At 62.9% G+C, this 14,907-nt stretch carries 12 protein-coding genes; 7 read left to right on the top strand and 5 right to left on the bottom strand.

Annotation, left to right across the window (positions count from 1 at the left end; all coding sequences use genetic code 11):
• Positions 1-21 precede the first annotated feature (21 nt).
• Positions 22-1,155, top strand: coding sequence for a TIGR03364 family FAD-dependent oxidoreductase (locus LIY36_RS01305; protein WP_226454582.1), 1,134 nt, complete (start codon positions 22-24; stop codon positions 1,153-1,155).
• Entirely contained in the window at positions 1,155-1,709 is a 555-nt protein-coding gene (locus LIY36_RS01300; RefSeq protein ID WP_226454581.1) for a phosphonate degradation HD-domain oxygenase, read from the top strand. The genes LIY36_RS01305 and LIY36_RS01300 overlap by 1 nt, the downstream gene beginning before the upstream one ends.
• Here the strand turns inward: LIY36_RS01300 and LIY36_RS01295 are convergent.
• Complete coding sequence (locus LIY36_RS01295; RefSeq protein ID WP_226454580.1) at positions 1,706-3,073, bottom strand: DUF3482 domain-containing protein; 1,368 nt, start codon at positions 3,071-3,073, stop codon at positions 1,706-1,708. The two genes, LIY36_RS01300 and LIY36_RS01295, sit on opposite strands and share 4 nt — an antisense overlap.
• Positions 3,066-4,445 carry a DUF2868 domain-containing protein gene (locus tag LIY36_RS01290; RefSeq protein WP_226454579.1) on the bottom strand — a complete coding sequence of 460 codons (1,380 nt, stop codon included), beginning with the start codon at positions 4,443-4,445 and terminating at the stop codon, positions 3,066-3,068. The genes LIY36_RS01295 and LIY36_RS01290 overlap by 8 nt, the downstream gene beginning before the upstream one ends.
• Positions 4,446-4,514: 69 nt before the next feature.
• Between LIY36_RS01290 and LIY36_RS01285 the strand changes: the two genes are divergently transcribed.
• Positions 4,515-5,027: a dihydrofolate reductase gene (locus LIY36_RS01285; RefSeq protein ID WP_192297864.1), complete on the top strand. Its 513-nt coding sequence runs from the start codon at positions 4,515-4,517 to the stop codon at positions 5,025-5,027.
• 124 nt (positions 5,028-5,151) lie between these two features.
• On the opposite strand, the gene LIY36_RS01280 is transcribed toward LIY36_RS01285, so the two are convergent.
• Entirely contained in the window at positions 5,152-6,543 is a 1,392-nt protein-coding gene (locus LIY36_RS01280) for an L-cystine transporter (RefSeq protein ID WP_226454578.1), read from the bottom strand.
• A gap of 239 nt (positions 6,544-6,782) precedes the next feature.
• Here LIY36_RS01280 and LIY36_RS01275 point away from each other — a divergent pair, with 239 nt between their 5' ends.
• From LIY36_RS01275 to LIY36_RS01260, 4 genes are all read left to right on the top strand, one after another.
• Positions 6,783-7,841: a haloacid dehalogenase-like hydrolase gene (locus tag LIY36_RS01275; protein ID WP_370694873.1), complete on the top strand. Its 1,059-nt coding sequence runs from the start codon at positions 6,783-6,785 to the stop codon at positions 7,839-7,841.
• 218 nt (positions 7,842-8,059) lie between these two features.
• The gene (locus LIY36_RS01270; protein WP_192297862.1) at positions 8,060-8,593 is read left to right on the top strand and encodes an RNA polymerase sigma factor; all 534 of its coding nucleotides are present in this window, start codon (positions 8,060-8,062) and stop codon (positions 8,591-8,593) included.
• Positions 8,590-9,537 carry a FecR family protein gene (locus LIY36_RS01265; RefSeq protein WP_226454577.1) on the top strand — a complete coding sequence of 316 codons (948 nt, stop codon included), beginning with the start codon at positions 8,590-8,592 and terminating at the stop codon, positions 9,535-9,537. Before LIY36_RS01270 ends, LIY36_RS01265 begins: the two co-directional genes overlap by 4 nt.
• Positions 9,538-9,669: 132 nt before the next feature.
• Positions 9,670-12,117 (top strand): TonB-dependent siderophore receptor, encoded by a 2,448-nt coding sequence (locus LIY36_RS01260; protein WP_226454576.1) that lies wholly within the window; start codon positions 9,670-9,672, stop codon positions 12,115-12,117.
• A 56-nt stretch (positions 12,118-12,173) separates the two neighbouring features.
• Here LIY36_RS01260 and LIY36_RS01255 read toward each other — a convergent pair whose 3' ends face one another.
• On the bottom strand, positions 12,174-12,821 hold the full coding sequence (locus tag LIY36_RS01255; protein ID WP_226454575.1) for a putative adhesin: 648 nt from the start codon (positions 12,819-12,821) through the stop codon (positions 12,174-12,176).
• Positions 12,822-12,979: 158 nt separating this feature from the next.
• The gene (gene ilvD / locus LIY36_RS01250; protein ID WP_192297858.1) at positions 12,980-14,821 is read right to left on the bottom strand and encodes a dihydroxy-acid dehydratase; all 1,842 of its coding nucleotides are present in this window, start codon (positions 14,819-14,821) and stop codon (positions 12,980-12,982) included.
• Between the last annotated feature and the right edge of the window lie 86 nt (positions 14,822-14,907).

Raw genomic sequence — 14,907 nt, 5'->3', positions numbered from 1 at the left:
TTGAATTCAGGACATCATTCCATGACACACCCCACCGACCTTTTAATTGTCGGCGCCGGCATCCTCGGCCTGTCCCACGCCTTCGCCGCCGCCCGGCGCGGCCTCAAGGTCAAGGTCTTCGAACGCAGCGCCACGCCCCTGGGCGCCTCGGTACGCAACTTCGGCCAGGCCCTGGTCACCGGCCAGCCGCCAGGCACGATGCTCGACCTGGCGCGGCAAAGCCGTGACATCTGGGGCCACTGGGCCCAGGCCGCGGGCCTGCAGCTCAAGCGCAACGGCGCCTACCTGTTCGCCCGCAACGAAGCCGAAGAGCATCTGCTCGAAGCCTTCTGCGCCGGCCGCGCCAAGGAACACGGCTACCACGTCGAATTGCTGCAAGGCGCAGCGATGAAGGATTTGTATGGCGGCCAGTTCCGTCATCACCGTGCCGCGTTGCACGGCAAGGACGACCAGCAACTGTATTCGCGCGAAGCGCTCCCGGCGTTGATCAACTACCTTCGCGACGAATTGAACGTGGAGTTTCATTTCTCCACCCTGGTACGCGATGTGGAACCGGGCCTGCTGCACAGTACGGCGGGCAGCTTTCGCGGCGAGCAGATCATCGTCTGCTCCGGTCACGACTACCAAACCCTGCTGGCCGACGCGATGGCCGAACTCAACCCAAGTATCTGTCGCCTGCAAATGCTGCGCGCACGGCCAGCGGTTAATCTCAACCTGCAACACGCCTTGCTCACCGGCCTCAGTTGCGTGCACTACGGCGCCTTCGCCGACCTGCCCGAGGCGGCGACGGTGCGGGCGCAGATCCTGCGCGATGTGCCGCACCTGCACGAGCACGGCATCCACCTGCTGATCAGCCCGACACCCTATGGCGAGCTGATCATCGGCGACTCCCATGCCTACGGCAGCGATGCCTCGCCGTTCAACGCCGAGCAGGTCGACGACTGGATGATCGAACTGGCCGAGCAGACCCTGGGTTGCAGGCTCCAGGTGGTGGAGCGCTGGCAGGGCGTATACGGGGCACGGGGGCCGGGGCCGTTCTCGTTCCTGCGGGCGGCACCGGGGGTGAGCGCAGCGTTGATGCACACCGGCGTGGGCATGAGCGTCGGGCCGGCGCTGGCCGAGCGCAATATCAGTGCGTTGTGGGGGAGTGTGTGATGAGCCCGGAACAGGCGATTGCCGAGGTCTTTGGCCTGTACGAGCGACACGGCGCGGCGGATTACATCGGCGAGCCGGTGTCGCAGATCGAGCACATGTCCCAGGCCGCGCAGCTTGCCATGTTGGAAGGGTTTGACGATGAAGTGGTGCTGGCGGCGTTTTTCCACGACATCGGGCATCTGTGCGGCCAAGGCGGCGCGGACATGGGCGGCTACGGCGTGGTCAGCCACGAAAGGCTGGGCGCGGATTACCTGCGCCGCGCCGGGTTCAGCGAACGCTTGGCCAGGCTCGTGGAATATCACGTGCAAGCCAAGCGCTACCTGACGTTCAACCAACCGGGCTACTACGCCCGATTGAGCGCAGCCAGCCGTCGCACCCTGGGCTATCAGGGCGGGATGATGACCGCCGAAGAAGCCCAGGCCTTTGAGCAGGACCCGCTCTGCGCGGTCAGCCTGCGCATGCGTCATTGGGACGAGCAGGCCAAGCAGATGCATGTGCCGCTGCTCGACCTTGAGGTGCTCAAGGCCAAGGCGCGGCAGGTGTTGGCGGCTTAGGTTTCGTCGAGGCGCTGGGCGAGTGCTTCGACCTGCTCCTGGCGTTCGGCCTGGCTGAGTTTGGCGTGGGGGTTGAGCGACGACCATTGCGGATGGGCACGGGCTTTGTGCAGCGCGTCCGGCAATTTGCCCTCGCGCCAGCTTTTGTCCTGGGGCGTGTCGACCTTGATGCTGTGCATCGCCGCATGCCCACGCAGGTTCAGGGCCTTGAGCAACTGACGTTGGCGCAGCGCGAGCAGGCGCAGCACGCTGTCGTCCACGGTCAGTTCGCGTTGGCCTTTGATCTTGCCCAGCAGCCGGCTGCCATAACTGCGTGCGGTTTGCAGCGCACCACCGGCAATCGCCCCGGCCAGGGCGGCGGCGCCGAGGGTCAGGCCGCCGACCAGCAGATCCACACCGGCCCCGGCGGCGGCCCCGGCGGCGATCCCGCCACCGACGCGCACCCCGAGTTGCTTGAGGGTTTCCGGGTTGAACAGGTCATCGCCCCAGCGCCCGTCGAGCAGCGGCAAATCGCTGGCGGCGGCGTCTTGCGGGCGAAACCCGAACAGTTTGAGCAGCGCTTCCACGCATTTCTGTTCGCGCTGGCGCACGGCCTTGCGCAGCTCGTTGATGGCGTGCGGCTCATCTTCGGTGACCACGCTGCGACGGCACGCGGCACAGTCGATCAGCAGCTCGGCGATCAACCGCGCTGCGCTTTGCTGACGGGCCTGGCGCTGGGCCTGCTGGTCAAGAATCAGGCGCTCCAACTGCGGCCGGGCGTTTTCCAGCAATAGGGCGAGGCTTTCGTACAGGCGGCGCTCGCCGTCTTCCGGCGGTGCGACGCTGTCGAACCGCACCAGTGCATGCAGGCCCAGGCGGGCCAGGGCTTCACGCCAGTCCGGTTCGCGATGGTCGCTGCTGCTGACAAAGTTGAGCACCGGCAGTAACGGCTTGCCGCAACTGGCCAGCACTTGCAGCTCGTCGCGGTACTTGGCCAGCACCGGCTCGCGGGCGTCGATCACATACAGGCCGGCGTCCGAGGCCAGCAGTTGGCGCAGCACCTTGGCTTCCTGTTCGAAACGCTGGCGCGCTTCGCTGCCTTCGAGGAACCGCGCCAGCCGGGCCGGGCCGTCGAGGCGTTCACCCGGGCGGTCCAGGCGCTCCAGGTAGTCGAGCAGGGCAATGGCGTCTTCCAGGCCGGGAGTGTCGTACAACTCCAGCAGGGCTTCGCCGTCCACCGACAAGCGCGCACCTTCGACATGCCGTGTGGTGCTGGGGCGGTGGGAGACTTCGCCGAAGCCCACGTCGCGGGTCAGGGTGCGCAGCAGCGAGGTTTTGCCGACATTGGTGTGGCCGACCACGGCGAGTTTCAGCGGTTTAGTCATGACCGGTCTCCAGCCAGTTCAGCGGCGCGCAGTCGGCGAAGGGCAGCTCTAGCTGTTGCAGCGCGCTGTGCCAGTCGCCCAGGCGTTCGGCGTCCAGCGCCTGGCCGGGCGGTGCTTGCAGCAGCCACACACGGGTGGCGGCGGCGCTACGGGCGAGTTCGGCGATCAGCGCGAGGCTGCCGCGATCCGGCGAACGTCGTGGGTCGCAGGCGATGGCCAGGCGGGCGGGCGGGAAGCGCGTGAGTTGTTCCAGCAGTTTGTGGCGCGATTCGCGGCTGTCGAGGATGCCGGCGTCGTTGACGTTGGCAGGCAGCTTGGGCGGCCATGGATGCTGGTCGTCCAGTTCGATGGCCACCAGCAGGGCGCCGTCGCTGTGCAGGTCGCTGACGCCGCCGCTGACAGGGGGCAACTGCTCCGGTGCGGCGTCGTTGACGCCGAGGCGTTCGCTGCTTGGCATCAGGCGTTCACGCAGCTGGCTGTAGCCCGGCAGGTTGAGGTCCAGGCGCAGGGCGGCGCGCCCGCGTTGCCAGCGCCACAGGCAGAGCAGGGCGAGGAGCAGACGCGGCAGCAGGCCGTAGACCAGCAGCACGCCTACCAACCAAGCGGCCCAGGCCTGGCGGGCGCGTTCGATGTTCAGCGCGAGATCGCCGCTGGCGCGGATCATCTCGACGGTTGGTACGTTGAAGCCCAGCAGCGCGGGCAGGCTGCCCAACGTTTGGGTTGCGGCGACGAAGGTGTCGGCGCTGAGGATGGTGGTTTCCCACACGAAGCCGTAGCGGCGGGTGGCGAGCAGCGTCAGCAGGATCGCCAGGGCGCTGAGCATGGCCAGCAGCCACAGGCCGTTGACCAGCACGCCGACGGCCCAGCGATTGAGTTTCTGGCGTTGCAGCAACAGCAACAACGCCGGTGCCAATTGTGCGGCCTTGGCGTCGCGGGCGAGTTTTTCGCTGAGCCACAACCACAGCCGCCCCAGGCTGGCGCCGTGTTCGCCGGCAAACAGCAGGCCCAGGGCCCAACTGATCAGCAGGATCAGATTCAAACCGAGCAGGCTGCCCAAGGCCCAGAACACATTCACCGGGCCCAGGCCGTTGCCCAGCGCGGCGAAGGCCAGGCCGGCGCCGCTGATCAGCGCGACGATGGCCAGCAGCACCAGCGCCAGGCGCGCACCTTGCAGCCAGCGGGTGAGGGCGGCGCTCAGGCCATCGCGTTCGGCCAGGTGCAGAGCGCGGCGCTGGATACGCGTCGGCAAATCGCCACCGGCCGCGCGGGCCAGGCGGTTGGCTTCCTGGTCGTCCAAGGGGCCTGCGTGTTCTTCGCGCAGGCGCACGGTTTCTGTCAGCCAGAGTTTTTGCAGCGGGGTCAGTGCAGTCACGCGCCGTCCTGTTGTGTTTGTGAGCCTGGAGCATAACCCCTGACTCGGGGCTCTGGTATTCTCGTCGCCATGAAAAAAACTCTCCCTTTAAGCCTGATCGCAGCCCTCGGTGAAAACCGCGTGATCGGCGTCGACAACAGCATGCCCTGGCATTTGCCGGGGGATTTCAAATATTTCAAGGCCACCACGCTCGGCAAGCCGATCATCATGGGGCGCAAGACCTGGGATTCCCTGGGCCGACCGTTGCCGGGGCGCTTGAACCTTGTGGTCAGCCGTCAGACCGATCTGGTGCTGGAAGGTGCCGAGGTTTTTCCGTCGCTGGACGCTGCGGTTGAGCGCGCCGAAGCGTGGGCGCTGGAGCAGGGCGTGGATGAGCTGATGCTGATCGGCGGTGCGCAGTTGTATGCGCAGGGGCTGGAACAGGCCGATCGCCTGTATTTGACGCGGGTGGCGTTGAGCCCGCAGGGGGATGCGTGGTTTCCGGAGTTTGATTTGAACCAGTGGAAGCTGGTTTCCAACCAAGAAAATCCGGCTGAAGGTGACAAGCCTGCCTACAACTTCGAAGTCTGGAAAAAAGCCTGACAGCCCGTAGTGAGCGGGCTTGCCCGCGCTGGGCGGCGAAGCCGCCCCAACAGGTACGCCGCGGTGTTTCAGGAAAAACGCGGTGTCTGGTTTTGGGGCGGCTTCGCCGCCCAGCGCTACAAGTTTAGGCTTGGGCTAGTTCGGCGTGCTCATCGGCATCCAATACGGCTTTATCCGTCTGCCCCATGATCTGGCTGGTAATCGCCCCGGCCGTCATCGAGCCGTTCACGTTCAACGCCGTGCGGCCCATGTCGATCAGTGGCTCCACGGAAATCAGCAACGCCACCAATGACACCGGCAAGCCCATCGCCGGCAGCACGATCAGCGCGGCAAACGTCGCGCCGCCGCCCACGCCCGCCACACCGGCCGAACTCAGGGTCACAATCGCCACCAGCGTCGCGATCCACAGCGGGTCGAGCGGGTTGATGCCCACGGTCGGCGCCACCATCACCGCCAACATCGCCGGGTAAAGACCCGCGCAACCATTCTGGCCGATGGTCGCGCCAAACGAGGCGGCGAAACCGGCGATGGAGTGCGGGATGCCCAGGCGACGGGTCTGCGCCTCGATGCTCAATGGGATCGCCGCCGCGCTGGAGCGGCTGGTGAAGGCAAATGTCAGCACCGGCCAGACCTTGCGGAAAAAGCGCAGCGGGTTGATCCCGGCCAGGGACAGCAGCAGGCCGTGCACCACGAACATCAGGCCCAGGGCCAGGTACGACACCACCACGAAACTGCCGAGCTTGATGATGTCTTGCAGGTTGGAACCGGCGACCACCTTGGTCATCAGCGCCAATACGCCGTACGGCGTCAATTTCATCACCAAGCGCACCAGGCGCATCACCCAGGCTTGCAGGGTGTCGATGGCGTTGAGCACTTTCTGGCCTTTTTCCACGTCATCCTTGAGCAGTTGCAGCGCGGCAACCCCCAGGAACGCGGCGAAAATCACCACGCTGATGATCGACGTCGGCTTGGCCCGCGCCAGGTCGGCGAACGGGTTCGACGGCACGAACGACAGCAGCAACTGCGGGATATTCAGGTCGGCGACCTTGCCCGCGTAATCACTCTGGATCACCTGCAGGCGCGCCATTTCCTGGGTGCCGGCCACCAGGCCTTCGGCGGTGAGGCCGAACAGGTTGGTCAGGCCGATACCGATCAACGCCGCGATCGCGGTGGTGAACAACAGTGTGCCGATGGTCAGGAAGCTGATCTTGCCCAGGGACGCGGCGTTGTGTAACCGCGCCACGGCGCTGAGAATCGAAGCAAATACCAGCGGGATCACGATCATTTGCAGCAATTGCACATAACCGTTGCCGACCAGGTCGAACCAGCCGATGGAAGCCTTGAGCACCGGGTTGCCGGCGCCGTAAATGCTATGCAGTGCCACACCGAACGCCACGCCCAGGGCCAGGGCGAACAACACCTTCTTGGCCAGGCTCCAGTTTGTGCGGCGGGTTTGTGCCAGGCCCAGTAACAGGACCACGAACACCAGTAAGTTGAGAATCAGAGGCAGATTCATTGAAGCTCCGTCAGAGGCTGCCAATCGCGTGAGCCTGCGATTGCGAACCGGAAAGCCTAACAGCTTGAAATATATTGATTTAATACCGATATCGAATGGTGACTGTCGCTTTTGGAATAAGCCTTTGACGCTCAGGTATATGGCGTTGGCGGAATCAGGACGCAAGCGGTCGTGCTCGGGCGCTAACTGTCACAGGGATTTGTTAGCGTCGATGTCTTTCACTCAGGGAGAAAACGCATATGAAGCTCGCTTCGAGAATGTTTGCCGCCGCGCTGTGCCTGGGCCTTGCTGGCCACGCCATGGCCGCCACCGAGTTGAAACACTGGCCGGCCCCGGCCGCCGAGCAACTGAACAAAATGATCGCCGCCAACGCCAACAAGGGCAATTTCGCGGTGTTCGACATGGACAACACCAGCTACCGCTACGACCTCGAAGAGTCCCTGTTGCCCTACATGGAAAACAAGGGCCTGATCACCCGCGACAGCCTTGATCCGTCGCTCAAGCTTATGCCGTTCAAAGACACTGCCGACCATAAGGAAAGTCTGTTCAGTTACTACTATCGCCTCTGCGAAGTGGACGACATGGTCTGCTACCCGTGGGTCGCCCAGGTGTTTTCGGGGTTCACCCTCAAGGAACTCAAGGTCCAGGTCGACGAACTGATGGCCTCCGGCAAGCCGGTGCCTGTCAGCTATTTCGAAGGCGACGTGGTGAAAAAATCCGAAGTGCAGCCGCCGAAAGTCTTCACCGGCCAGCAGGAGCTGTACAACAAGCTGATGGAAAACGGCATCGACGTGTATGTGATGACCGCTGCCTCGGAAGAACTGGTGCGCATGGTCGCCGCCGATCCGAAGTACGGCTACAACGTCAAACCCGAGAACGTCATCGGCGTGACCACCCTGCTCAAGGACCGCAAGACCGGCGAGCTGACCACCGCACGCAAACAGATCAGCGCCGGCAAATATGACGAGAAAGCCAACCTCGGCCTCGAACTCACCCCTTACCTGTGGACCCCGGCCACCTGGATGGCCGGTAAACACGCGGCGATCCTGACCTACATCGACGAGTGGAAAAAACCGGTGCTGGTGGGCGGCGACACGCCAACGAGCGATGGCTACATGCTGTTCCACGATGTGGACGTGGCCAAGGGCGGCGTGCATTTGTGGATCAACCGCAAGGACAAATACATGACCCAGCTCAACGGCATGATGGCCAAGCACGCGGCGGCGCAGGCCAAGGAAGGGCTGGCGGTGACGGCGGACAAGAATTGGGTGATCGTCAAACCGGATGACATTCAGTAACACCGAGTCGCCTGCATTCGCGAGCAAGCCCGCTCCCACATTTTGACCGCATTCTCATGTTGAAACGCGGTCAAAATGTGGGAGCGGGCTTGCTCGCGAAGACGGCCTCAAAAACACCGCATGACCCCCAGCAAAAAATAGATTTCAATTGCGAACCAATCTCATCCTCTGCTAGCGTGCGCACCTCCTGAACCCCTCGTTCACCTCAAGGTAGTGCCGTGCTCTCCTGGAATTCGCAGATCGCGCGCCTGTTCGCGGAGCAGAAGAAAGCCCTCGAAGCCTTCGTCACCCGCCGCACCGGCAGCGCCCAGGTAGCCGCCGACCTGACCCAGGAATCGTTCCTGCGCCTGGCCCGGTTGGACTCCGGCGAGAAGATCGACAACCTCCCGGCCTTCCTCTTCACCATCGCCAGTAACCTGGTGCGCGATCACCAGCGCCAGGCCATTCGCCGTGAGCGCCTGGACGCCGGCGAGCCCAGCGAAGAACTGCCGTGCAGCAACCCCGGCGCCGATGAACAATTGGCCGCCTACCAGCAGGAGCAACTGATGCAGGACGCGATCCTGGCGTTGCCCGAGGCGACTCGGCAGATCTTCCTGCTCTATCATGTCGACGAACTTTCCTACCGCCAGATTGGCGAACGCCTGTCGATCACCCCGCGCAGCGTGGAATACCAATTGCGTCGCGCCTTGATTGAATGCCGCGCCTACATCAAGACGCGGCTTGCCTGCGATGCACAAGGACGTCGGACATGACTGCGTTACCCACTGCCGACGCGTTGTTCGAAGAAGCGTGCGCCTGGTACTTCCGCTTGCAGGCCGAGGACGTGACCCCGGCCGAGATGGACGCCTTTGCCGCTTGGCTCGGGCAGGGCCAGCCCCAGGACGACGCGTGGCAGGAAGTACAGGCGATGCTCGGCGGTTTGCGTGAACCGGCACGGTTGATCCGCCGCGCCGAGCAGGCCGCGTGGCGCAAACCCGCGCGGCGCTGGGCTTATGCCGCTGCCGTGCTGCTGGCGGTTGGGTTGACCGTACAGAACACGCCCTGGCTCGACCGCCTGCGCGCGGACTACGCCACCGGCACCGGCGAATCGCGCACCGTCGAATTGGCCGATGGCTCTCAGTTGCAACTCAACACCGACAGCGCGATTCAAGTGCGCATGAGCGGCGGCGAGCGTCAGATTCGTCTGCTGCGTGGCGAAGGTTTTTTCAGCGTGACCAAGGACCCGGCGCGGCCGTTCGTGGTGCAGTCCGGTGAGGGCTGGGTCAAGGTGGTCGGCACCCAGTTCAGCGTGGCGCGGCGCGATGCGCAGACGCGGGTGCAGGTGGCCGAGGGCAAGGTGCAGGTCAGTGCGGGCATGGGCGAGCCGGTCTACCTGGAGCCGGGACGGGCGGTGGAATATCAGGACCAGCGCCTCGCCGACGTGCACGCTTTCGATCCCGCCAGCGGTTTCGCCTGGCGCCAGCGCCAACTGGTGTTCCGCCAACAGCCGCTGTCGGAAGTGGTCAACGAGTTGAACCGTTACTGGCCCGGCAAGACCTTGGTGCTTGGCGACGCGTTGCGCAATCGCGTGGTCTCCGGCGTGTTTGAGATCGACAAACCCGATGCCGTAATCAAGGCGCTGGAATATACCCTCAACCTGCATGCCGAGCGCTACACCCCGTATTTGCTGGTGTTGCGCGAAGGCAAAGCGTCCTGACGGCAACTTTTTCAAAATATTTTCAGGGTTTCCCGGTGGGGCATCGTCCTTGATCACTGAGGCGTAAATAGTAAGCACTCTCAAGTAGTGCGGCGCCGATCACCGACTTTTTTGCACCGGGGAGCACCATTCATGGCACACCGATACGCCGCACGGCCCTTGCTGGCACTGGCCATTTCCTTGGCCAGCGGCACTGCGCCGCTGTATTTGCAGGCTGCTGAGACCATCCAGGCCCAGACTTACCGCTTCGATATTCCAGGGCAAAGCCTGGACGGTGCGCTGGCGGCATTTTCGGCGCTGACGCGGGTGCAGGTGTTGGTGAATGGTGAGTTGACCCAGGGGGTGGTGTCGCCGGGGGTGAAGGGCAACCTGAGGCAGCGTGAAGCCTTGGGGCAACTGCTCGGCGGCACGGGCTTGAGCGCAGCGTTTATCAATGCCGATACCGTCACCCTGGAAAAGCGTGTGGACGCCGGTGGCGCCCTCGAAGTCGGCGCCACCACCATCAGTGCCGAGCGCCTGGGCGTCACCACCGAAGGTACCGGCTCCTACACCACGGGGGCCGTGACCATCGGCAAGGGCGAGCAGAAACTCAAGGACATCCCGCAGTCGGTCAGCGTCATGACCCGCAAGCAGATGGACGACCAGAACACCACCAAGCTGTCCGACGTGGTCAAGCGCACGCCCGGCCTGACGGCGACCAAATCTCCTGGCCCTGGCATGTTCATCTTCTCCCGTGGTTTCGAAGTGGGCACGCTGCAATACGACGGCGTGGGCATCCCGCGTAACACCTACACGCTGGGCAGCTACCTCACCGAAAACATGGCGATCTACGACCGCGTCGAAACCCTGCGCGGCCCGGCCGCCTTGCTGCAAGGCGCCAACAGCCCCGGCGGCACCATGAATCTGGTGCGCAAGCGTGGCCAGCAGGCGCCCACAGTGACCATCACCGCCAAGGCCGGCTCGTGGGACCACTACGGCACCCAAGTCGATGCCGGTGGCCCGCTCAACCCGGAAGGCACCTTGCGCGGCCGGTTTGTGGCGGATTACGACACCACCAACTCCTTCGTCGATTACGCGGGCGGCTGGAACCAGACCGTCTACGGCGCCGTCGACTACGACTTCACGCCAGACACTACCGTGGGCGTCGGCATCAGTAACCAGAAAGGCCACTCACGCCCTAATTTCATGTCGTTGCCCCGCTACGCCAATGGCAGTGATATCGGCCTGCCGCGTTCGACCTTTGTCGGCGCCAGCTGGAACCGTGCCGTCAACAACCAGACCCAGGTGTTCGCCGACCTGGAGCATCGTTTCAACGATGACTGGAAAGTGAAGGCTGCGCTGGTGGCAATGGACGAGCATAACGACGCGACGTACCAGGCGACGTGGGATACCGTCCCCAACCCCGGTGATACGGGCAATGTGCGCTACATCGACTGGGTGACCGACTTCAATACCAAAAGTCGTGGCGCGGACGTGTATGTCAACGGCAAGTTCGACGGCCTGGGTTTCCAACAGGAAATGGTCCTGGGCGCCAACTATTCCAAACTCACCACCGACGACCAGTGGGCGCGGGCGGCAACGAATGGCGCGGATATTTTCAACATCGACCACAACCGTGTGCAGCGCGACAAATACCAGTTGTTCCAGGCGGGGAACGCCTCGAAGAGCTGGTATGACATTCGCCAGAAAGGCATCTACGGCACCTGGCGCGTCAAGGTGCTGGACCCGCTCACGCTGATCCTCGGCGCGCGCACCAGTTGGTATGAGTACTCCTACATCGGCCAGAACGGTCGCCAGGGCGTGTACGGCGCTGCCGAGGAAAGCACCACGCAAACCTCCGGCAAGGTCACCCCGTATGCAGGCCTGGTCTATGCCCTGAACGATCAATGGTCGGCCTATGCCAGCTACGCCGATGCGTTCGAGCCGCAAACCAACCTGACCACCTCCGGCTCGCTGCTCAAGCCTATCGAGGGCAAGAACTACGAGCTGGGCATCAAGGGTGAACTGGCCGATGGCCGCCTCAACACCTCGTTTGCGATCTTCCGCTACGACCAGGAAAACCGTGGCGTCCAGGACCTGCAAGGGCCGATGAACTGCAATGGCTGGTACTGCTCGGTGGCCTCGGGGAAGGTTCGCAGCCAGGGCTTTGAAGCCACATTGGGCGGTGAAGTGCTGCCGGGTCTGCAACTGGTCTCCAGCTACACCTACAACACCACCAAGTTCCTCAAGGACGACACCTACGAAGGCAAGGTCTTCAGCACTTGGACGCCCAAGCACCTGCTCAAGGTGTGGGGCGACTACCAATTGCCGGGGGACTGGCAAAAGTTCAGCGTCGGTGCTGGCGTGACGGCGCAAAGCAGCACCGTCGCCTACGACCGCACCTTCAGCGTGCCGGGCAATGCACTGTGGGATTCGCGGGTGACCTACAAGATCAACCAGGAGTTCACCGTCGCGGCGAACCTGAACAATATGTTCGACAAGAAGTACTACATCCCGGCGTACAACGCGAACTGGGGCAGTAACTACTATGGCGACCCGCGCAATGTGATGTTCACCATGACCTACACCCCACAGTTCTGATTTCAGCCGGATAAAAAATGCCCGGCTCTTGGCGGGCACTTTTTATGCGCGGCGTTTCAGCCTGACGACTTATCCTGTATCGGCGCTCCAGTTGCCGGGACTGTATCGCAACTTTCTTCACGCAAAGTGGCACGGTATAGAGGTGCTGCAGGATTAAGCAGGTTCGGGCGACAGAATGAAGCGTGAATCTCTTGATACTGCAGCCCCTTGTTATTCACCTCCGTCAGGGCATCCTGCAAAGTGATGGCTATGTTCCTCAAGGCGAGTGAAGGGGTTTTCCGGTTGCGTACAGTCAGCACGTCGAAGTCCGAGTTGTTCACGGTATACCGAATGTTGTTGTAAGAGTCCTCCGGGTATTTGCCGAGCAGATAATTTCGGACGTCTTCACCAGGGCGCGTTTTCTCGTAAATATTCACGGTTTCTCGGGCTACGCCACCCAGGGTGGGGTCTTGCAGCGAATGGCCATCCGGGCCATAAAAAACAAGAGACGTGTTCTCTGGCACTTTCAAGTTCATACCCGGAAGGTAGGCGCCATGGGCGCTGATGACCAGTTTTCTGGGAGACTGCTGTGTCGGGCCTTGGAGTAGGTAGAAATGTTCACCAAGGGCCGTTGCCCCGTTTGGCGGCAGGTTTGCTTTGTGTTGTGGAGGATGCTGGAGTTGCGGGGCAACAGTGAAAGAAGGTGCAGGCGCGATTCTGGGCATGAGCGTTACCTGTTAGAAAACTGAAACCATGAACGGGCATTTGCAGTGCTGAGTTCGGTAGGGTCAGTTTGTTTATCGGTAGCTGATGACATTTAGTTCCAGCGAGGGGGCAAAAAAATGCCCCGAAGATCGGGGCATTTTTGAGGCGCTGAGGGGGGTTATAGCCCGTCAAGCATCGCCTTGTTACGCACGGCACCCTTGTCGGCACTGGTGGCCAGCAGGGCATAGGCTTTCAACGCGGTGGTGACTTTGCGCGGACGCTTCTCCACCGGCTTCCACCCCTTCTTGTCCTGCTCGACCCGGCGTGCCGCCAGTTCTTCATCGCTGATCAACAGGTTGATCGAGCGGTTCGGAATGTCGATCAGCACCTTGTCGCCATCCTGCACCAGGCCGATCGCGCCGCCGGCTGCGGCTTCCGGCGAAGCGTGGCCGATGGACAGGCCCGAGGTGCCGCCGGAGAAACGGCCGTCGGTCAGCAAGGCGCAGGCTTTGCCCAGGCCCTTGGATTTCAGGTAGGAGGTCGGGTAGAGCATTTCCTGCATACCCGGGCCGCCTTTCGGGCCTTCGTAGCGGATGATCACGATGTCGCCTTCCTTCACTTCGTCGGCGAGGATGCCGCGAACCGAGCTGTCCTGGCTTTCGTAGATCTTGGCGCGGCCTTCGAAGACGTGGATGGATTCATCCACACCGGCGGTTTTCACCACGCAGCCATCCAGAGCGATGTTGCCGTACAGCACGGCCAGGCCGCCTTCTTTTGAGTAGGCGTGCTCGACGCTGCGGATGCAGCCGTTTTCACGGTCGTCATCCAGCGTGTCCCAACGGGTCGACTGGCTGAACGCGGTTTGCGTCGGGATGCCGGCCGGGCCAGCCTTGAAGAAGTGGTGCACCGCTTCGTCGTCTGTCTGGGTGATGTCCCACTTGGCGATGGCTTCTTCCATGCTGCGGCTGTGCACGGTCGGCAGGTCGGTGTGCAGCAGGCCGCCACGGGCCAGGGAGCCGAGGATCGAGAAGATCCCGCCGGCGCGGTGCACGTCTTCCATGTGGTACTTCTGGATGTTCGGCGCGACTTTGCACAGCTGCGGCACGTGGCGGGACAGGCGGTCGATGTCGCGCAGGTCGAAATCGATCTCGGCTTCCTGGGCCGCGGCCAGCAAGTGCAGGATGGTGTTGGTGGAACCGCCCATGGCGATGTCCAGGGTCATGGCGTTTTCGAACGCCTTGAAGTTGGCAATGTTGCGCGGCAACACCGAGTCATCGTTCTCGCCGTAGTAACGCTTGCACAGCTCGACGATGGTGCGGCCGGCCTGCAGGAACAGCTGCTCGCGGTCGCTGTGGGTGGCCAGTGTCGAACCGTTGCCCGGCAAGGCCAGGCCCAGGGCTTCCACCAGGCAGTTCATCGAGTTGGCGGTGAACATGCCGGAGCACGAGCCGCATGTAGGGCAAGCGCTGCGCTCGTATTCCGCGACCTTCTCGTCAGAAGCGCTGGAATCGGCGGCGATGACCATGGCGTCCACCAGGTCGAGGCCGTGGGAGGCGAGCTTGGTCTTGCCGGCTTCCATCGGGCCGCCGGAGACGAAGATCACCGGGATGTTCAGGCGCAGGGCGGCCATCAGCATGCCGGGGGTGATCTTGTCGCAGTTGGAGATGCACACGATGGCGTCGGCGCAGTGGGCGTTGACCATGTATTCCACGGAGTCGGCGATGATCTCGCGGCTCGGCAGGGAATACAGCATGCCGTCATGGCCCATGGCGATGCCGTCGTCGACGGCGATGGTGTTGAATTCTTTCGCCACACCGCCGGCGCGTTCGATCTCGCGGGCGACCAGTTGGCCCAGGTCCTTGAGGTGGACATGGCCGGGTACGAACTGGGTGAACGAGTTGGCAATCGCGATGATCGGCTTCTTGAAGTCGTCATCTTTCATCCCCGTGGCACGCCACAGTGCGCGCGCGCCGGCCATGTTGCGGCCGTGGGTGGATGTTTTCGAGCGGTAATCAGGCATTGGAGCACTCCGGGCGGCTAATCAAGTACTAAAGGGGAGTGAGCTTCTATTTCACGACTGGAACACCCGAAAAATGGCCGTGTGTC

The sequence above is a fragment of the Pseudomonas sp. AF03-9 genome, assembly GCF_020515815.1.
GTDB lineage: Bacteria > Pseudomonadota > Gammaproteobacteria > Pseudomonadales > Pseudomonadaceae > Aquipseudomonas.
This window is presented reverse-complemented; position numbering and strand designations above follow the sequence as displayed.